Here is a 20,242-nt window from a genome sequence, read left to right as displayed (position 1 = left end):
TCTGCCAATGTTTTTATAGTAAATTCACTTCAACTTTTTTCAACTTTTTAGAATGGAAAATTTCTCTTCCATTTTCAAAGATCCTAAAACCTCTCCCCTTCTTATATTTTTTACCGTTTTTATCCCAAAGAATCGTCAATATAACGTGGTGATATTTCACACCATCCAAACAAAACCAATCCCATTTATTTTTCGGAATAAGTGGACTAATTTCAAGTTTATTATCTTCTCTTGGTCTCAAACCAATTAAATCATTAATAATTAAGTCCGCAAAACTTGAATGATTGTAAAATCTGCTCCTGGGATCATTGCGCAGCCAGGCTCCTGTTTTTTCATCCTGATATTCTCCTATAAAAGGATGACCATCCTTTTGTTGTGCCCAGGCATATTTGTGTAAATTATAATAGAATACAGAAGCATTCATTTTTCCCTTGTGCTTGTAATTGTCTAAAAGATTGGCCAATCCCTTTAATGTTTGCGTGGTGGCGTAAGGCCACACGGCACCATCCCATTCGCAACCATGGCCAGAGCCGTGTGTTCTAAACAAAGGATTCCTTCTTTCTGCCGTGGTAATACCCCAAGGCGCATCAAAACCTGTGGTGTCAATTAATTGATCCCAGGCTTGGGCGTATTTGTTTTCGTCATTGGGCAAATTAAAATACCAGGGAATAAAGCCCAACTCCTCACGTGCATTGGCAAACTTTCCATCAGGATGTTTTACTTCAAAGAAACTGGCAGAATCGTCCCACAAATTTTTCTGAACGAGCATCCTTAACGTATCAGTTTTCATCTGATATTTTTTCACCAAATTTGCATCACCGAGAACAGCGCCCATCTTTGCCAACGCTTTAGCATTGCCGTACATATAACTATTGATGGTAGGTCGCATATTTTTTACATGCCTGCCTCCGCTTATCGATTCTTCCATTGCATCTTTTACATCGTATTGCCAAAACATCTTATTTTTCAATTGCCGCTCCCCTTCCCAGCGATGATAATCGGAATCCAACGGCGGGACTATTTTTCTCAAAAACGCCGTATCCTGATTCACCAAGAATAAATGATAAACAGCATCTTCGACCCAAGTACTAAAAGAGTGAAAATGTTGCTTTTTTAAATATTTATCGTAAAACAGCCAATAAGAAATATATTGATTAATATACGTCGAATTGCGCAGCCAACGCCCCTCGTTAATTTGATGGCCTAAAGCAGAACTAATCGTATTGTAGGGCCCAGCAAATTTCACAGGGGTAATAAACTCGGTAAACACGAAGCCAACGGGCGTTTTCACTAAGTGTTTTCGAAAACACCACCACCTATAATAATAAATATTTTGCAAGGTCGTATCTGGGCATTCAAACAAAGGAATATTATCTGCCATCCAATTATAAGCTCCTGCGTCGGGCACGTAATTTATAACATCTTCCGGCTTATCCAAATCGTTATAATAATGCACATCCGCCTTCATTATTTCAGGATGCAGTACATAAAAACTTTTACTAGTCTGCCCAAAAGAATTATTGTTGATACAAAAAGTGGCACCTGCAATTGCTGCAAACCGCGCTAATTTCTTATAATTTATTTTCATCATTTTAATTTACTACTTTATATCGTTATTGAAACAACCAATCCAAATCTTTGTCTTCTCCATTTGTTCCCAAAGCCGCATCATACGGGACTAATTTTTTATTTCCGTCGATAAAACCCAACACTAAACATTCTCCGTCTCCCAATTGAAAGCTATGTTCTCCGGGCGCAAAAGAAAAGCTGTGAACATTGACAGAGGGAAAGCCAGGAACAAGTACAGCATTGGCTATTTTCGTTTCAGCTTGTCCATATTCATTGGCACTAGCGTCTGTTTCCAGCTCTGGTTCAGATAAGTATGTTTTGCTTTTATTGACAAAATAACCGATTAACAACTGTACCTTTTTATCATTTTTAAAATGTAATAAGGTACCATTTTCCTGCTGATTTATCCTCGAAAAAGAAAGGGCTTTTAATCCTCTTAAAACGGGTGCCACCTCTTCTATTCCTACCGCCGTATCTAAAAATGGCCGGGCATTTTTTACGACTATAAAGTTATTTGTTTTTCCATCTAAAAAATTTACGGATGCATTTTGAAGCGCGATCGACCTCGTATCTTCAGACTGTATGTTCTTATGAAACTTTAATGCCTGAATGTTTTTCTTAAAATTGGCTAATTCTTTTTGATATAAGGGTAATAACTCCACCCAGGTCTTATTTTTTCCATCTTTGCCAGAAATGGGAATCTTTCTTTGACTGGTTTGCATACTATTAGCATATAAATAGGTATTCTTTGTAATCATTGCTAAGTCCGAAAAATATTGAACACTACTTTCTAAATAGGGCAAAGCCTTCTCCAAATCACTGATGTTATTAGAATATTTATATCGCAAAACGCAAAGTGCGGCCTTTGCTTTCTGGCTATAAAAATTGGCTAAAAGATTATAGCTGTAGATATCATTTTTCAACCGATTAAATTCTGCTGTATCCTTTTTTATATATGGGGACGCTGCATTAATCGCGTTTACGGCATTCCTTCCATTTTCTATGACTTCTTTGGCAATTAAAGTGGGCGTTTCTCCCATATGAGGTTGATGCAGCCAATCCTTTTTGGCATATTCGGTTAACATTTCTCCTTTTGGCGATTCTGACGAATACAACAAAGTAAATAGCCCATATTTTGTGGGATGAATAAGCTCACTCATAAACATGCCAAGCGTTAGAGTTTGTCGATTACCATCGGTAATACCGTAACGCCTCAAAAGCTTTGGTGCGATTTCTCCTGATTGTTCATAGGCTGTCAGAATACTTTTTGCCACCTCTATATTACAACCGTATTTATCAGCTAACTTCCCAGACCAATAGTCAAATTCAGACGATCTACTTCTATCACAGTTCCAGGCATATCTGGACCACTCAGCATACCAAATCCAGTCCCTGTCCATTTCTAACAACCTTGGATCTGCTTTATCTGCAGCGTAAGGCCAATCCCAGTATGATGCTTGCGGATATAAATGCAGACCATTAGCGCCATCAATCTTATGCATAGCCTGAACACATTTTTGAATAAAATCATCTGCACCATATCTAAAGGGTTCCAGATTGGCCATAATGTGAACATTCTCGACCAGGACAGGCGAGATTTCACTTAATTCTTTATGAAGCGCAGCCCAACTGCCTCTTGGCTCATAGGTAGTTAATGCTTCCCCATTGTATTTAGCCATCGTAAACAAATTACTATACACCTTTTTAGCCGCTTTTAGATCGTCTGGAGCGTTGGTATCATGCGCTCTTAGAATGATGGGAGGTTCTTGCGTTTTGCCCAAAGCTTTTAGTCCATCTTTTACACCCGGAATAATGGTTTTTGAAAACCAATTAACATCATCCGGTCCCGAACCTTGCATGGCTTCACCAAGTGTAACCAACAATCCAACGTTGGGATACTTTTCTACAAAAGCTGCAATCGACCTGCGCGTATAATCGGCAATTAAAGGAATTATAGGACGACTTCTATCTTGTGTTTTTATATGGTGTCTCTCGGCAAACGGTTTCGAAACAATAATATTATAAAAAGCTTGTATCACCCATATACCACGTTTATCCGCTTCATGCGTAAGAAATTTATACATTGCTTCATTCTTCAAAAAAGTAGCACTATCTACTTCCACAGCATAAGGATATTTTTTCAATCGCACCAATGAAGCAAAGGGATGACCCGACCACAAATACAAAGTATTCATTCGGTTTTCTACGAGCATATTCAAGTATTTTATCCAAAGTTTTTTGTTGTAAAACCAGGGAAAATTTTGAGGTGTAATCGGATATTCGTAGGTACCTCTGCCAGGCAATAAAGTAGTTTTTTGCAACCCAATACAGGCACCACGCAAAACCATTTGTGGTTGATCCTGAAAATCGATGGATGCTGGCAAATGACCCAATTTTTTCAATCTGTCAGCTAGTTCCAGGCAACCGTACAAAACACCGGAGCTGTCAGAACCAACGATTAAATATTCATTTTTTTTATCAGAAACAATATGAAATGCTTCCTTTTTCTCCATTAGGTTCTGATGAATTTGCAAGCTTTTCTCTGCAATGTGCATCATCGGCTTGCCAAACTGAGAAATATAAATAACGGCTGTCTGTTGTAGCTTTTCCGTGCCCATTTTATGAACCAGTTTTACTTTAAACCCTTGATCAGTCAAGGCGTCAGCAAGTTTTTGAATACCAAATTGAACTCTATCAGGACAAGCTATATTCTCTACCAGTAAACAATTCTTTGGGAAGTTTTTGGGACCTTTCTGTGCAAAGGATAAAGAACCGACAAACGTAAATATAAGTGTAAACAGTGAGGTAAAACTATTTCTCATATCAAAAACTTTCAATTAAAACAATAAATATTTATTTGTAAATTATAAATTTATATATAAATTGACAAATAAAACAAATATTCGTTATTATTTTCTGTGCAATCGATGCCGAGAAATGTGATGAAGCAAAAAGGCCCTTCATTTTTACGCTTGAGCAAAAATGAAAGACCACATTTAATATAAATCAAAAGCAGCTTATAATCAAATGGATCATTTGATTATAAGCTTTGAAATTACAATGACTATTTTACAGTTTTAATGTAATCAAAAAGGAACTGACAAATAACAGAAGTAGGCATCGCTAAACAGCTTGCCCTACTGTGTCTGGCTATATTGATTCCACAAAAAGCACCGCTGTCATCAAATATTGGACCACCACACTTATCCGGATAAAGAAGGGCATCATGAGAAAATACTTTATTAAATCCGTCTCTAATCTTACTGCTTCCTCCGGCAAAGTGCTCTGCCGGGTGTTCGCTCACTGGAAAACGGATGGGTCTTAAAACAATTGATTCATCAAAGACGACTCCCGCCCTTTTAAGTTTTATAACGATGCTGTCTCCGGGCCAATATTGATTCAAAACAACAAAAAAATCTGGGGAATTATGAATAGGCTTATTATCGATAGACAAAATAGCATCACCTGTTCTCATTCCTTGTTTATCCGCGGGAGAGCCTGGTTGGACCGTGTTGATTCTTACCTTAGCATCTTTAAATAAAATACTTGCACCAAAAGAGCCGGCGCTATAGTATTTACTTATCTTAATCAGAGGAGTTCCTATTACGCTATATACCGGCTTTGAATGTGGCAATATTGATGCAATGAATTGACCGGGAGTTGTGGTAACCGAGGAGTCGGCACATAACTTACTTATTGGAATACCGCCCTTAATATTTGATGCTGGCCTCAACAAAACCAAATCATTGCTTTCATCTCTTGCGATTACAGATGCATTCAATAACCCGTCGCCAGTTTGTAGGAAAATGGAATCGCTGCCTACAATGGAACTTTTACTAATTATTAAACTTTTATTCTTTTTCCCAAAATTAATAAGCGTGCCTAAAGCCTCTTGCCTCCTACCATTGAGATCGCTGATTATATTGAGACAAGTATTTTGCTCTCTTGCAGTTATTTTCTTAAAGTCATTCCCATAAATATCATTCGTATCTAAAACAGCAATTTTATCTCGGGAGGAATCATTAATTGCAAGCGCTAATGACTTAGGGAATGAATGATAAATCCTTGGTATATTTAAAGCTTGCCAATATATTCTGTATAAGTCAATTGGAATGTCAAAATTTAATTTCTCAGAGACTTCAATGGCACTATGTAAGCCTATTACATTCCCTTCGTAATCAAAGAGGGGGCCGCCGGAATCGCCTGGTTCCATTATACAAGTTGATTGAATAAACCCTTTTTCATTTTTCGCACTCGTGATATACCCAAATCGTACAATAGGAATAGATTGGTATAAACTTTCAGGATAGGAGATACTAATGCACGGTTCATTTATCCGTAATGACCCGGAATAACCCATTGTGGCAAAGGGCCATACACCTCGGCTAATAATTTTCATCATACCTACGTCAGGAACAATTTGTGTTTTGGTAATCTTCCCCAAGCCAATAGCGATACATTGATTTCCATCAGGGAAAGTAACCTGGTACGTAGCGCCTGGCATTACAACATGGGCTGCAGTCAATATATGGCCGTCTTTATTTACTACCACACCACTAAATGGAGCACTCATTTGTTTGTTTGCAGAAGTATCAAATGCCCAGATTCTCACACAGGCAGCATAAGATTTTTCAATAGCTGCACTGATATTCTGCGCCAGCTTTTTGCCTTTTAAATTTTGTCCGGATGTAATACCGGTAGATAATAAAAAGGTAACAAGAAATACTTTTAAAATCTTTCTCATAATTTTCGCGATATAACGTTTTCTTTTGACTAATTAGCATGAACAAGGCTCTTCAAAGTTTTGAAGAGCCTCTTCTTATCTTACCCAAAGTACATGAGCCAATTCATGAATTAGTTAGTCTTTATCAATAAAAATAAGGCTTCTAATTCTATTTTTTGTCCACCAAAAACTTCTGGAGTGCATTATTTAAGTCATCACCGCGTAAATTTTCAGCCACAATTTTTCCGGTTGGATCAATTAAAAAATTGGCTGGAACGGCTTGAATTCCATATAAAGTGGCCACCTCATTTTTCCATCCTTTTAAATCAGAAACTTGGGTCCAAAGTAATCCGTCTTTTTGAATAGCTTGTTCCCAATTTTTTTTGACGTGATCTAAGGATACTGATAAAACATCAAAACCTTTACTTTTGTATTTATTGTAAGCAGCTAAAACATTCGGGCTTTCAGCTCTGCATGGTTCGCACCAACTTGCCCAAAACTCTAACAATACATATTTGCCTTTATAGGAGGCTAGCGTAATCGCCTTATCGTTGACACTTTTCTGTTCAAACCCCGGCGCATAATGCCCTACTTCTACCCGGCTCAGCGTTGCAATTCTATTACTCACTTCCTTTCCTTGCTCTGAATTCCTCACTGCGTCAGAAAAATTAGCGAACATCGCTTTGCTATTCTCTAAAGACTTTTCATTTAAATAATGAAAAAGTTCCCAAGCACTTGCGTTATTATTTGGATGGTCTTTAATAAATGCCAATTGCAATTTAGCACCTTCCGCACCCTGCTTGTCTCTTGCTGCGTTGAAGGCGGCTTTGTATTTAGTTACGTTATCAGAATCGCCTGAATTATAGGCAGCGATCCATTTTTCATAGATTGCCTGAACTGGTTTTTTACTATCATTCACCGCCTGATTATAGGCCGCATATTCATTCACGAACGGACTACCGGATACATGTATATCATACGCAGAGTCGATGTCACCCTTGATAGAAATATTGCCTCTATCTACGAACAAATCTACTTTAAGGGTGTAGTCGTGATTAAAAAGCATTCCATAACATGGTTCAGAAATGACGTCCTTAAATTCAAAATTACCATCTTTTACCTGCACCGTATCTGCTTTCATGTTGATGAACGAACCATAAGCCAAATAGACCTCTCCGTCCGCAAGCCCATTAATATGACCCTTTACCATAAAGGCGCTTTTGCTTTGCGCCATCAAACTTCCACTAGTCAATGCCAATGCTGCAAAGACATATTTTTTCAAAACTGTTTTCATTTTTACTATTTAAAGATTTTAAAAATTGATTCTATAATTACTGTGCTCTAAATGCTATGTCTATTACCTTCCCTGGTAAACCGTCTATCTCTTTTATTTTTGTTCCTATATTTCCGGTACTAATGTCTAAATAGTAAATACTTCCATCGACGCCTGCCACCAAAGTATTCTGATCCATTAATTTTATCATCGTCACTTGTTTACCGCCAAAGTCCGTAGTAAGTGTTTTGAAGTCTAAGTTCAATGGATTATAGCGGTAAATTTTATCTTGATAAGTAAAATAGATAATACCATTTTGTGTTGCCGTCCATTTAGTGTCTGCATTGATTAATTCCGGTTTTGCAAAAAGCCTATTTCCCTCAGTAGTTATATTAATAGGAACTTTAATAGAACCATTAAAGTCCGCATTAAATTCCAATTCGTAAAGGCTATCTTTTTCCGATTTGAAGTAAGCGAAACACTCGCCCCCGTTTATTTGTTGTATATGTATCAGATCCATTCCCACATTTTTAGGATCAAAATCTGTTCCTTTTACGTCGTATTGCGTTCCAAAATAGTTGGCGTCACCATATAAATTAAAGCGAACAAAGGCACGTGTTTTTAAATCGAAACCGATATAATTTCCTGGTCCGTATGTGCCGGTAAAGTTAAAGGCAATTTCTGGCGACAATTTATAATCGCCGACAGCACCTCCACCAAACATTCCATAAGTAGGTGCAAGGAAATAAGTAGAAGTTGTGCCATTATACAAAACACCATTTACATTTCCGGAGATTACACCTAATGGATCTACGAACATTAATTCGGGATCAAGTGTTGTATCAGGCGCTGAGAAAAAGTTATCCGAGAAATTTCGCATCTTTTTAAACGTGTTCGCATCTATCTGTACGCCTGTGTTTGCACCTGTTTTACCGAAAACCCAATAGCTCACAATGGGTGGTTGGTAAGCTTGCGGTATAGCCAAAATCTGGGTAGGATTACCGGGCAATGCAACTCCCGGATTTACAGCTTCAAAGATATCAGGCTGTACAGAATCATTAGACTTTATAAATGAAAGTTTGGTGGTGCCATTATCATCGGTTAAGACGGTGGAGCCGGAAGAGAATCCCGTTTTGCCATATACTTTTATGTTATAAAAGTATTTCATTCCATTGGCACCATTGCTCACCGTCAATTTCACCCCATATTCTTTGGGGCCCAAGCCAAAAACAATTCGTATATCTTTTGTATGATAGATTACATCTGTATCGTTTGGATCCAAATCTGGCGGTACCTGTATAGTCCACATATAACTAAGGCTAGAATCTGCAGTACCGGGGATATTTATGATAGGCGCAATTACTAAACTATCCCCTATAAAAACATTATACACAGAATCTAAGTTTGAAACTACAGGCGACGGAACGGGTCTATATGTATAATTACCCTTATCCTTGTAACAACTATTCATTACAACTAAAACAAAAAAGATTGCTGCAAAAAAAGCGGAGTAACGCAGTGTATGTCTATATTTCATTATGATCTCTTTTATGATAATTAATTTATTTCAAGTCCGTTTTCATCTATAAAAAAATACTGAGCGGCTTGTGCATCGTATCGATACAATATTTTCTTATTGGGATTGTCCTTACCATAGAAATAATAGCTTCCATCCGATTGTTGTTCTAGTACATAACCTTTTCCGGGGTTCTTTTTTATCCAATTAAAAGGATCATTTAAAAAAGCCAAAAGCAAGCTTTTAAAATATAAATTCTTGGGTGCATCCTGTCCATTTGTTGTCATGGATATTTGCCCGGTGGTAATAATGAAGAGTTGGAATTTGGCTTGCGAAAAATAATCGCCCAGCCACATTCCCCACCAGTCAGGCCTTTCTAATTTACTGGAAAATACTAACTGCCCTTTTATAGGTTGATTTAATGATGTGTCTAAATCTGCAGTTGGATATAAATGAAATTTTATTTTTACCGATCTAGATTGTAATAACGAATCTGAATTATAGATGACAAGTGGGACCCGAGTTTCACCTGTATTCGCTTTTAAAATATATACACTGTCTAGTGGCTTATAATGTTTGTAGACAACAGCCGTTGTCGAGTCAGGATTAGGGTCAATTTTTACAATAAATCTCCTGTCCTTTGACTCTCTTATACCCGAAAGTTTCACTGGTAGATATACAGTATCAGCACCACGAGAAGGCTCAAAAGCGAAAGTATAAAGAAGACTATCACTTTGGGTTCCGGGAAAATCGAAATATACGTTTGCCGGACTGTTATATACTTTTAAATCAGCTTTCTGGCAGGCACTTAAAAATATACCTATCAAAACAACAAATATGAATGTATTTCTTTTCATTGAATATTTTTTATTTCAGTTTTAACCTCCGAATTCTATTTCGTTATTAGGTTTGGGTATTATAAATATTTTAGCACTTGCCGGAATAATAAGACCACCTTGTCCAACAATACTTTGATTTAGTCTTTTGTACATATAAAAGATTTGACCTTCTCCATAAAATTCTTTGCGCGCATCTTTAATCAATTCCTTCATAAAATCGCTTTTATTAGTGGTCGTTAAAGATGTAATAATTCCTCTCGCACTACGTACGGCATTGAGATAACTCAACGCTTTAATGGGATTTGCATCGAAAGAACTTTCGGCAGCGATATAGTACATTTCACTTAACCGAATTGCCGGGGCCGTTTGTGGATAGGGATTCAGCGTCTCGTCCGTCTGTGTTGTTCCATTTGGGTTTCTGGCATATTTAATCAAATTAAGGTTTAGATCGGCGCCTGCTTTAAACCAGTCTTTGTACCGTAAATCTTCGCCCCCTACACTATTGGTCTCGTAAATATAAAGTGCATCTGATGGAGCTAAATAAAGGCTTGCAGTGCCTTCTTCAAACCGGGAATGTAAAGAATCAATTTCTTTTGGAATATACCACCCAAATAATATTTCTTTGTATAGAATTTTGTCTTGCAAAGTCGGGTCTGAATTGTTAAGATCTCCTTGTCGGGTAAAAGGAAACTTATCTGAATTAATCACTTCTAGCGCATTTGCTAAGGCATTCGTTTTATCAGCCTCATATAAATATACCCTCGCTAATTCACCGCAAACAGCATAATAATTCATTCTATATCTTCTATCCTGTAAGAATAAAGAAGGATTGTCATTTTCTGTTGTTGTATCATTTGCAGGGTAGCCTACCTTATATGTGCTGTCAATTATTGGATCTGATGTTTTAAGCAAAGCTTTTGCATCGTTAAGGTCTGCCAAAATATTTTTGATAACTTCCTTAGGCGAAGAAGTCGTTGTTACTTTATTGGAATAAGTAGTTACATATGGAATACCTACCGGAGTTCCGGTACTAACCATGCTAGAACCAAACATTCTAAATAAGTCAAAATGAAAATATGCACGAAGCGCTAACGCCTCTCCTTTTATGAGGGCATATTGATTGTTTTGAAAAACCCCCTTCCTCTCATCGATATGAGAAAGAATCAAATTGGTGTTTACTATGGCATTATACAACCCACTCCACGTATTATTAATCCTATTGATTAAGTTCGCGTCGTTAAAATTGATTTTTTGTGTTTGCAGGTAACTCAAATTGTCATTTAGTGAGGACAAAGTGTAGTTTTGCGCCATCACATCTAAAAAACCGCAAGTAAGTTCGCCGCCATATAAACTCCCTTGTGATGCAGTGGTATATACCCCGTTCAACGCTTCCTGAAAACCTTCTTGGGAATTAAACAAATCTTCAGATGCGACCTGAGACTTGGGAGTGAGTGCCAACCATTTATTGCATGCTCCTAAAGTAAACAAGCCAATGATTATTAGAATATATTTTTTCATGTATTTAATTTAAATGGTGAAAGCCATAAGACATTTTAGAAATTAGCAGTTAAAGCAAAAGTGAAACTGCGTGCGAACGGATAATCAATTCCCCTTTCTTCCTTTATTGATGACCATCTAAACACATCATTCATGGTAAACGCAAATCGTAGATTTTGCATACCAAATTTTTTGTAAAATGATTTTTGCGTATCATAAGACAGATAAAAAGATTGTAACTGCAACACGTTATCAGGCTCCACAAACCTGGACGAGACCTGTGTTTGGCCAAGATCTGCAATGTTTTTATAGAAAGCCAAATCACCAGGTTGTTTCCATTTCTGGTCAAAAACGCGGCTATCTACATTATATCTTGGATCAGCATTCTCCACTCTATCTACTAAAGTTTGATTGTATATATCTCCACCCCATTGCGTATAGAAATTAAATGTCAAATTGAATTGCTTATAGCGAATACTCGATCCAAAATAGCCGGAAGCAGCTGGCTCTGTATTGCCAACAGGCACAATATCATTAGCGCTCCAATCATAAGTAAGTGTACCGTCTTTTTTTACATATATTTCCCGTCCACTTTCAGGATCAATACCCAAAGATTTTACTGCGTAGATTGTGTTTAACGATTGACCTTCCACGTAGTGCAGCAAAGGGACACCTTGATTACCTGCATCCGTTTGAGCATCATCAGCGCTTTTATTATATGCCTTTAATGCATCAGATATTTTGACGATAATGTTTTTGTTGTGCACCAAATTAGTTATCAAATCCAAACTAAAATCCTTATTTCTAACTACGTTGTATTGAAAACTAAGTTCCCATCCATTGTTGCGCATATCTCCAATATTGGCTTTGTAAGTAGAAAATCCGGTAGACGGGGGTAAGGCTACATCACTTATGAGACCGTGTGTAAGCTTAGAATAATACCTTGGTTTTATCAAAAGCCTATCATTTAAAAACCCGATTTCTAAACCCATATCTATGTCTCTGGTTTTTTGCCACTGGAGGCTCGTATTGCCATAATTATTTACAGTAGCACCTATTCCTGTGATATAAGGGTTACCAATATAATAATTGTAGGTAGTTTGCGCCATAAAAGGCGAAAATGAAACGGAACCTGTATATCCTGCAGTAGCTCTTAGTTTAAAGCGGCTAAATATAGAGCCTTTCATAAAGTTTTCTTTGTGCATATTCCATCCCAGACCCAAAGACGAAAACGGAGCAACTCTATTATCACCTCCAAATTTTGAGGAGCCATCTTCTCTAAAGGTAAAGTCCAAAAGGTACCTATCGTCGTACGAATAATTTAGTGTGCTAAAAAATCCAATTAGACGATCTTGCTCGACATCGCTGTAAGGTGTAGAACCATCAGCATATGCATTAGCATAACCAATATCTGAAAAATGATCATTTGCAAAACCAATCGCGGAGAAAGATTTATAATCCGACAAGTAAGTCTGGGCATTGGAACCAAATAGCAGATTTATACTATTGTGATCAATAAGTTTATTGTAGTTTAAGGTAACGTTTCCATCAATCGTTGTTTCTGTATTGGTATTATAGCCGTAACTACCTCTCTTTGAGATATCTGCAGGTGTATAGTAATAAAATTGATTGGCAAAAGGAGAAACAAAATTATCCCCCGTAGTCCTTATTTGGTTAACACTTATCAAACCTCTCAGCCTAAGTTCATTGCTTATATGCCAATCACCTGTAAAGGCATCAATCACCTGCAGATATTCTGATTTATTAAAACTGCCCAATGATGCATCATACAATGGATTTAAAACTGGCGTTGTATATACTGTCCCCCTACCGTCATGGCGGGTCCAATTCTCCAATACCTGATCTATATTTCCTAAAGAATCCGTTTTAGGATAGTATGGGTTCATTCTTACATAATTAGAAAAACTTCCATAAGGTGATTCGTGAGAATCTGTTTTAGTAATCGTGACGCTATTTTTAAATATTAATTTCTTACCAACATAATAAGATAAGTCAATGTCAGTACTGTATCTGTTTCTGGAAGAGCCTTTCATTACGCCTGGTGCGGTTTGATAACGCATGGCCAATCCATATCTGAAGCTCTGAGAACCACCTTCTAAATACAAAGAATGTTTTTGTCCGTATGTTGTACGTAAGGGTTGTGAAAGCCAATCAGTATTTACACCACTCAAGACAAGTTCTCTTTTGTGATAATACAAATTATCCAACTGGTCCTGACTTAGCCCCGGGTTATTATCCATTGTGTATAATCCAGCCAAATTTTCATAGTCTAGTTTTTGGCTTGCGTTGAGTACATGATACTGCGAAAGATCAGGCGTCGTTACGTTTAATTCATAATTATAAGAGAGTTGCAATTTCCCTTCTTTGGGCGGATTAGTCGTAATAACCACCACACCATTTGCTGCCCGAGAACCATATACAGCAGTGGCAGCTGCATCTTTTAAAAGCGTAACAGACTTTACTCTATTAATGTCCAAGTCATAAATATTCTGGACACTGACCTCAAATCCATCTAAGATAAATGTCGGCAAATTTACCGTTCCAGCAAGATTGTTTCTGCTGATAATATCCGTGCTACTGCCTGAAGGCAAAGCAGTAGAGCCACGCACATTAATGTTGGGCAGGCTGTTAGGATTAGAACCCGCCAAATTATTTTCTACTATTTTGAAAGAAGGATCAAAAACTTGTAAACTTTGCAAAATGCTTTGTGGATTCACTTTTTTTAAATCCGCGCCGGAAACAGTAACGGCTGTCCCCGTATAACTGTTACTGTTAATTTCCTGGTAACCTGTAGAAACCATTACGTCAGCTATCTCATTTACCAAAGGATGAATAACAATGTTTAAGTTTTTATCCAGTTTAATGGCGACAACATTTTGTTGAAAGCCTACGAAATTAACTGTCAATGAATCGGTAGCTACATTAGTTACATCCAAAGTAAAATGGCCTTTATCATCAGAGATTGTACCTCGCTTACTTCCCTGGGCAACAATACTTGCTCCCGAGATATGTTCGCCCTTATCATCAACAATAGTTCCCCGGACAATTTTGTGCACAGGTACCACTACAGTATCTGCTTTTTTAATGACTTTTTTTTGCCTTACAATAATTGTCTTGTCGTCGATTATTTTATAGGATAAGGGCAAATTTTTAAAACAATCATCTAGCACCTTGGCGATAGATTCATTTTTTACATTCACATCCAAAGGAGGAATTGTCTCGATCATCTCACTATTATAAAGAAATTCATAACCAGTTTGAGTTCTTATTTCTTTAAAGAGGCCGTGGAGAGAAATATTCTTTTCCTTTATAGAAACCGTTTGCCCACAAAGCTGAAAGCTTAACATGACCGAGAGTAAACACAATATGCCAATTTTCATATTTTACAATTTGAGTTTTATTTTCTAATGACCTTGCAAAGTATTTCTTAACCAAAACCATTCTAAGGGCAATAAAATTTCATGTCGCTCATTTTGAAGAAGCGACTATACTTTAGATTCCCTATATTTTTTGTATAATTAATTTAAACCATTGCTACATTATTATAAAATGAGCAACCCTCTAATTAAAAAGATTTAAATCTTCAAAAGCACCTAGTTTTAATAAGCAATTAATTTTCCATTCTCCATTTTAAAATTTACTACTCCCGTAGCAGACAGTAAATCCAATATAGATTTGACATTTGATCTTTTAGAGATGATCCCATTAAAACGTAAATCTTTCTTTTGTTCCGCACATTCTATATCAACATTATACCACCTTGATACCTGTCTGAGTATCGCTTGCAATTGATCATCATCAAACTGAAACAATCCATTTTTCCAAGCCACAGCTTTGTTAACATCCACTTGTCTCACATTCATTTCATCTGACGCTCCATTCGAAATAAATGCTTGCTCGCCTGGTACTATTTTTATTATTTTATCACTGCCTATCTTACTAGCAGCCACACTTCCCTCCAATAATGTCGTTCGGGTATACGGTTCATCACCATATGCATTCACATCGAAATGCGTACCTAAAACCTGAATAGTCATTTTACTCGTATGTACTATAAACGGTACCCTTTTTCCTTTATTATCCATTTGATGTGCCACTTCGAAATAGGCTTCTCCACTATCTTCAACGATTCTCGGTTGGTTATTAAATGCCGTAGGGAATTTAATAGAAGATGCCGCATTTAACCACACTTTCGTATTATCTGGCAATATCAGTTCAAATTCTCTTCCCTTAGGGGTAGACATCGTGTTGTAGGTAATAGGCGCATTGGCGACCGAATTCACCGGGGCATAAATTACCTGAGCGCCTTTTTTAATAACCGTGCCCGACCCTTCAGTTGCAATGTTGCCATTTTTCGAACTATCTAAATAAATCTTCTTACCGTCGGCTAAAGTTAATATTGCTCCTTCCTGCCCTGGCTGAATAATGCGCTCGGCAACTTGCACGTGTTCTTCGTTTTTAGGCAGGTAACTGCGTCCAAACCATAAACCCATCAATAAAATAATAAACGCTGCAGCAACCTCCCAGTATCTATGTTTCCTTTCTAGTTTAATAACCGGTGGTTTATTATTCAATTGACCTCCAAGTATTCCATCAACTTTTGAATGTAATCTTTCATAGAGCTCCTTTTCCTCATCAAGGCTAGCAGTTTTGACAATAACCATCTCATCATCAAAAGAATTGTACCATTCCATTAATTGTTGCACCTCTACTTCATCAGCAGTTCCCAACAAATATTTTTGAAGTAACTTTTCTAATATTGCATTATCCATTGATAAGTGTATTCATTTATAATAGTGTAAAAAACAGATTGCTACCCTTAGTCTATTGTATATTTTTTTTAAATAATTTAGAAAAAGAGCATTAAGAAGGAGGAAAGTGTTTTCTTAAAGGCTGTTCGAAGATGCTTAAGAGCTTTAGTCAGGTGTGCTTCTACCGTTTTAGTGGAAAGTTGCAGCTGGTCGGCAATTTCTCGATTACTCAAACCCAATTCACGACTGTACTGGAACACTAATTTGCACTTTTGCGGTAATTTATTTACTTCATTTTGAAGTTGCGCCTGAATAACATTATAGCGCATATCTTCTTCCACGGCAGCATTTATATAGTCTTCGGTATTAATTTTCAACGCATCGTGTAATTTGTTCTTCTGTATACTTTTTTTAAACTCGCGAAAAACGCTGTACCGTACAGCAGTGGACAAATACCCGCCAAGTAGGTTAATTTTTAAATCGGCCCTGCGTACCCACAACATCGTGAGCACCTCTTGTACGATGTCTTCCGCCACGTGGATTGATTGCAGGCGATTGTAGGCAATAGCATACAATATCTTCCAATACCTGTCGAAGATTTCTTTAAAGGCTAGTTCATCGTTCAATTGTACTAAATGCAGCAGTTGATCGTCAGAATAATTTCCATAATCCTGTACCATGAATAACACAAATTATACTACCAAATGAAAATAACAAAAATATAACTTGTCAAAAGTACATGTTATTTTAACCTTCAGGGCATTTAAATGAGAGTTAATTTTATTTAGATAAATTTTTTTGTTAAAAAGTCTTTTTCAAAATTTGATCGTTTTTTGTTTTTGAGTCTATAATTTCACCCCTATTATTGTTTTGAGTTCTTCTCTTTCACTTTGTTTCTTCCGACAATCAAAGACCATTGCATGAGGTTATTCTAAAATGGCTTTCAATAGTGGTCCTTGTTTGCAGGTGCAATAGCTGAGCATAATTGAACCCGCCCAAAAATTAGATTTTCCCCCATAAATTTCTCATTCGAAATATTATTCGCTACCTTGCAGTCATGCTTAACATATTTCTACATAGCAATCTCGATTATCTCAACCATCCCGTTGGGTAATTTTACATTTCTTCTACAACGACCGTAGCAAAGTTTTTAACGCTTTGCAAAATTTAATTAATTCATTTTATAAGAAAAATTATGTCCGATATGCAACTATCTGATAAAGCAAGCTATTATTTAGAACAGGAAGAAAAACACGGTGCACATAATTATCATCCATTGCCTGTGGTTTTGGAAAAGGGTAATGGCGTATATGTGTGGGATGTTGAAGGTAAAAGGTATTTCGATTTTCTAAGCGGCTATTCTGCACTCAATCAAGGTCATAGACACCCGCGCATTATGCAGGCGCTCACTGATCAAGCACAAAAATTGACACTAACATCCCGTGCGTTTTACAATAATAAATTAGGGGAGTTTGAGGAGTTTATTACAAGATTCTTTGGTTACGATAAAGTTTTACCGATGAACACCGGTGCCGAAGCAGTGGAAACCGCATTAAAACTAGCACGCAAATGGGCGTACAAAGTGAAAGGCATCGCCGAAAATGAGGCCAAAATAATTACCGTGTCGGAAAATTTTCACGGACGCACTATTACTGTCATTTCTTTCAGTACTGAGGTGGATTCGCAAAAAGATTTCGGCCCTTTTACGCCAGGCTTTGTAACTATTGACTATGATAATATAGAAGCATTGGAAAAAGCTTTGCAAGACAAAAATGTAGCAGCCTTTTTGGTGGAGCCAATTCAGGGCGAAGCCGGCGTAGTCGTTCCTCGCGAAGGTTATTTATTCAAAGCGAAAGCTCTATGCAAAAAAAACAATGTACTTTTTATCGCCGATGAAATACAAACAGGTCTTGCACGTACTGGTAAAATGTTGGCTTGTGACCACGAAAATGTAAAACCTGATGTTCTGATTTTAGGAAAAGCGTTGAGTGGCGGCACTTTGCCTGTGAGTGCTGTATTGGCGAGTGATGAAATTATGCTCACTATTTTGCCAGGCGAACATGGCTCTACTTACGGCGGTAATCCCTTGGCTTGCGCTGTCGCTATTGAGTCACTGAAAGTTTTGGAAGAAGAAAATTTATCAGAGAATGCTGAAAAAATGGGCAATATTTTCCGCGCGGAACTACGAAAACTCAACAGTCCATTAATAAAAGAAATACGCGGGAAAGGCCTATTGAACGCTATCGTGATTAATCACGCAGACGAAAATGCCGCTTGGGATATTTGTCTAAAACTTAGAGATAACGGGCTTCTGGCAAAACCTACCCACGGTGATAAAATACGTTTTGCGCCGCCTTTAATTATAAATGAAGTACAGATAAAAGAATCCGTGGCCATCATAGCAAAAGCACTATCATCCTTGCATTAAAGTATCTTCATCCGAGGTTAAATCCAAATACAATAAGGCAGGAAAAAGTTTTTTTCTTGCCCTATTTACTTTCGCCACCCAACATCGGCACAAAAGAAAAATTATCAAACACTTCCTCTTCCCAAGTACCGTCATCGTTTTTGGTGATGCGCATCATGGTCTGGATCTCATCGATATTTTGCAAAGGGATGACCATTTTTCCGCCTACTTTTAACTGTGCCATTAGCTTTTCCGGAATGTATGGTGCGGCGGCAGTAATCAATATTTTGTCAAAAGGAGCGTAGTCTTGTAAGCCTTGGTAACCATCTCCATAAAAGAAATGTATATTGGGGTATTTACTTTTTAAAGGAAAATCTTTTTGTGCTTCAAATAGTTTCTTTTGCCTTTCAATGGTGAAAACATCTGCACCCATTTCCGCTAAGACACTGGCTTGATAAATACTCCCGGTACCTATTTCTAATACTGTGTCTGTTTTTTTTATCTGCAACAGTTGCGATTGATATGCCACCGTATAGGGTTGAGAGATAGTCTGCCCCTCTCCTATTGGGAACGCGCGATCTTCATAAGCAATCCTGTCGAAGGCCGAATCTAAGAAAAAGTGGCGCGGCACATTACTCATCGCATATAAAACAGTTTCATCGGTTATTTTACGTTCATTACGCAATATATCTATTAGTTGCTTCCTAAGCCCTTTGTGTAAATAAGTGTCTTCGTACTTTCTCATAACTAGGTGCAAGATAATAAAACTTAAAATTTAAAAGATAGAAAGATAGAAATACAGTGCTTTAAATGCGAAATAATGTTATGCCGTTAAAAGAAATAGCCTCATTTTTTTAATCCCCAAAGAAACCTTAAAAGACCTTTAATCCATATGCAGGCGGAAAACTTTTAAACTTTATTGGGTGCTTTTAGTCTTTAAATGAGTAATTTTGACTTATATAATATAACATAATTCCATTAAATAAATAATAATAATGAAGAAAAAATTAACTACACTTTTCGCGCTTGCGTTTATTGCTATTAGTTCTTTTGCACAACAGTCTCCGGTAAAATGGACGAGTAAAGCCGTGAAGGAAAATGCTAACACTTATAAAGTTATTATCACTGCGACTGTGCCAGCGCCCTGGCATATCTATTCTCAATACATGAAGGATGGAGGTCCGGTACCTACCACTTTCGATTTTACTAAAAACCCTTTGATGACTTTACAGGGGAAAACCGCAGAAAAAGGTGATTTAAAAACTGTTAGAGACAAAAACTTTGACAACATGGAAGTTAAATATTATTCAGGCAAGGTTGATTTTATTCAAGTCGTGAAAGTCAAAGGGAATATCAAAACGAATGTTTCTGGGAAGATTAATTTTATGGTCTGCAATGATCACGAATGTTTACCTCCATCTGATCAATCCTTCTCTGTAAAGCTGCAATAATATATAAACTAAATACTCGTCGAAGGTTTGTTCATCTGTCAGTTGAGCAAACCTTTTAGATTTATAGTTTTTCTCAAATATAAATAAAAAGAAATTCCATGCTTAAAAGCTTGCTGATTTCAATAGGTTTGTTTTTTGTAGCCATCTTTAATGTATCTGCGCAAAACACAGGGGTAAAATTCTCCGCGTCGGTAC

13 protein-coding genes are annotated in these 20,242 nt (G+C 37.2%); 2 read left to right on the top strand and 11 right to left on the bottom strand.

What is annotated here, in order from left to right; all coding sequences use genetic code 11:
- Positions 1-13: 13 nt before the first annotated feature.
- The 10 genes from ACQR30_RS17840 to ACQR30_RS17795 form a co-directional block, all read right to left on the bottom strand.
- Positions 14-1,591, bottom strand: coding sequence for an MGH1-like glycoside hydrolase domain-containing protein (locus ACQR30_RS17840; RefSeq protein ID WP_429737148.1), 1,578 nt, complete (start codon positions 1,589-1,591; stop codon positions 14-16).
- A gap of 22 nt (positions 1,592-1,613) precedes the next feature.
- Positions 1,614-4,391 (bottom strand): alpha-d-galacturonidase, encoded by a 2,778-nt coding sequence (locus tag ACQR30_RS17835; protein ID WP_429737147.1) that lies wholly within the window; start codon positions 4,389-4,391, stop codon positions 1,614-1,616.
- 242 nt (positions 4,392-4,633) lie between these two features.
- Complete coding sequence (locus tag ACQR30_RS17830) at positions 4,634-6,313, bottom strand: S1C family serine protease (protein WP_429737146.1); 1,680 nt, start codon at positions 6,311-6,313, stop codon at positions 4,634-4,636.
- A 148-nt stretch (positions 6,314-6,461) separates the two neighbouring features.
- The gene (locus ACQR30_RS17825; protein WP_429737145.1) at positions 6,462-7,586 is read right to left on the bottom strand and encodes a redoxin domain-containing protein; all 1,125 of its coding nucleotides are present in this window, start codon (positions 7,584-7,586) and stop codon (positions 6,462-6,464) included.
- 37 nt (positions 7,587-7,623) lie between these two features.
- Complete coding sequence (locus ACQR30_RS17820) at positions 7,624-9,102, bottom strand: PKD-like family lipoprotein (protein WP_429737144.1); 1,479 nt, start codon at positions 9,100-9,102, stop codon at positions 7,624-7,626.
- 20 nt (positions 9,103-9,122) lie between these two features.
- Positions 9,123-9,938, bottom strand: a complete 816-nt coding sequence (locus tag ACQR30_RS17815) for a DUF4843 domain-containing protein (protein WP_429737143.1) — start codon at positions 9,936-9,938, stop codon at positions 9,123-9,125.
- Positions 9,939-9,959: 21 nt separating this feature from the next.
- Positions 9,960-11,438, bottom strand: coding sequence for a RagB/SusD family nutrient uptake outer membrane protein (locus ACQR30_RS17810; RefSeq protein ID WP_429737142.1), 1,479 nt, complete (start codon positions 11,436-11,438; stop codon positions 9,960-9,962).
- 35 nt (positions 11,439-11,473) lie between these two features.
- The gene (locus ACQR30_RS17805) at positions 11,474-14,818 is read right to left on the bottom strand and encodes a SusC/RagA family TonB-linked outer membrane protein (protein ID WP_429737141.1); all 3,345 of its coding nucleotides are present in this window, start codon (positions 14,816-14,818) and stop codon (positions 11,474-11,476) included.
- Between the two features lie 219 nt (positions 14,819-15,037).
- Complete coding sequence (locus ACQR30_RS17800; RefSeq protein WP_429737140.1) at positions 15,038-16,210, bottom strand: FecR family protein; 1,173 nt, start codon at positions 16,208-16,210, stop codon at positions 15,038-15,040.
- Positions 16,211-16,287: 77 nt separating this feature from the next.
- Positions 16,288-16,869, bottom strand: a complete 582-nt coding sequence (locus ACQR30_RS17795) for an RNA polymerase sigma-70 factor (protein ID WP_429737139.1) — start codon at positions 16,867-16,869, stop codon at positions 16,288-16,290.
- A gap of 524 nt (positions 16,870-17,393) precedes the next feature.
- Between ACQR30_RS17795 and rocD the strand changes: the two genes are divergently transcribed.
- Positions 17,394-18,617, top strand: coding sequence for an ornithine--oxo-acid transaminase (gene rocD / locus ACQR30_RS17790; RefSeq protein WP_429737138.1), 1,224 nt, complete (start codon positions 17,394-17,396; stop codon positions 18,615-18,617).
- 61 nt (positions 18,618-18,678) lie between these two features.
- On the opposite strand, the gene ACQR30_RS17785 is transcribed toward rocD, so the two are convergent.
- On the bottom strand, positions 18,679-19,341 hold the full coding sequence (locus tag ACQR30_RS17785) for a protein-L-isoaspartate(D-aspartate) O-methyltransferase (RefSeq protein ID WP_429737137.1): 663 nt from the start codon (positions 19,339-19,341) through the stop codon (positions 18,679-18,681).
- Between the two features lie 250 nt (positions 19,342-19,591).
- Here ACQR30_RS17785 and ACQR30_RS17780 point away from each other — a divergent pair, with 250 nt between their 5' ends.
- Entirely contained in the window at positions 19,592-20,047 is a 456-nt protein-coding gene (locus ACQR30_RS17780) for a protein-disulfide reductase DsbD domain-containing protein (protein ID WP_429737136.1), read from the top strand.
- Positions 20,048-20,242 lie beyond the last annotated feature (195 nt).

This window comes from Arachidicoccus sp., assembly GCF_050436765.1.
Lineage (GTDB): Bacteria > Bacteroidota > Bacteroidia > Chitinophagales > Chitinophagaceae > Arachidicoccus.
This window is presented reverse-complemented; position numbering and strand designations above follow the sequence as displayed.

What these genes read in the sequence shown, in the direction of transcription:
- ACQR30_RS17840 (WP_429737148.1), bottom strand. Translation starts at nt 1,591, where the DNA reads ATGATGAAAATAAATTATAAGAAATTAGCGCGGTTTGCAGCAATTGCA.
- ACQR30_RS17835 (WP_429737147.1), bottom strand. Translation starts at nt 4,391, where the DNA reads ATGAGAAATAGTTTTACCTCACTGTTTACACTTATATTTACGTTTGTC.
- ACQR30_RS17830 (WP_429737146.1), bottom strand. Translation starts at nt 6,313, where the DNA reads ATGAGAAAGATTTTAAAAGTATTTCTTGTTACCTTTTTATTATCTACC.
- ACQR30_RS17825 (WP_429737145.1), bottom strand. Translation starts at nt 7,586, where the DNA reads ATGAAAACAGTTTTGAAAAAATATGTCTTTGCAGCATTGGCATTGACT.
- ACQR30_RS17820 (WP_429737144.1), bottom strand. Translation starts at nt 9,102, where the DNA reads ATGAAATATAGACATACACTGCGTTACTCCGCTTTTTTTGCAGCAATC.
- ACQR30_RS17815 (WP_429737143.1), bottom strand. Translation starts at nt 9,938, where the DNA reads ATGAAAAGAAATACATTCATATTTGTTGTTTTGATAGGTATATTTTTA.
- ACQR30_RS17810 (WP_429737142.1), bottom strand. Translation starts at nt 11,438, where the DNA reads ATGAAAAAATATATTCTAATAATCATTGGCTTGTTTACTTTAGGAGCA.
- ACQR30_RS17805 (WP_429737141.1), bottom strand. Translation starts at nt 14,818, where the DNA reads ATGAAAATTGGCATATTGTGTTTACTCTCGGTCATGTTAAGCTTTCAG.
- ACQR30_RS17800 (WP_429737140.1), bottom strand. Translation starts at nt 16,210, where the DNA reads ATGGATAATGCAATATTAGAAAAGTTACTTCAAAAATATTTGTTGGGA.
- ACQR30_RS17795 (WP_429737139.1), bottom strand. Translation starts at nt 16,869, where the DNA reads ATGGTACAGGATTATGGAAATTATTCTGACGATCAACTGCTGCATTTA.
- rocD (WP_429737138.1), top strand. Translation starts at nt 17,394, where the DNA reads ATGCAACTATCTGATAAAGCAAGCTATTATTTAGAACAGGAAGAAAAA.
- ACQR30_RS17785 (WP_429737137.1), bottom strand. Translation starts at nt 19,341, where the DNA reads ATGAGAAAGTACGAAGACACTTATTTACACAAAGGGCTTAGGAAGCAA.
- ACQR30_RS17780 (WP_429737136.1), top strand. Translation starts at nt 19,592, where the DNA reads ATGAAGAAAAAATTAACTACACTTTTCGCGCTTGCGTTTATTGCTATT.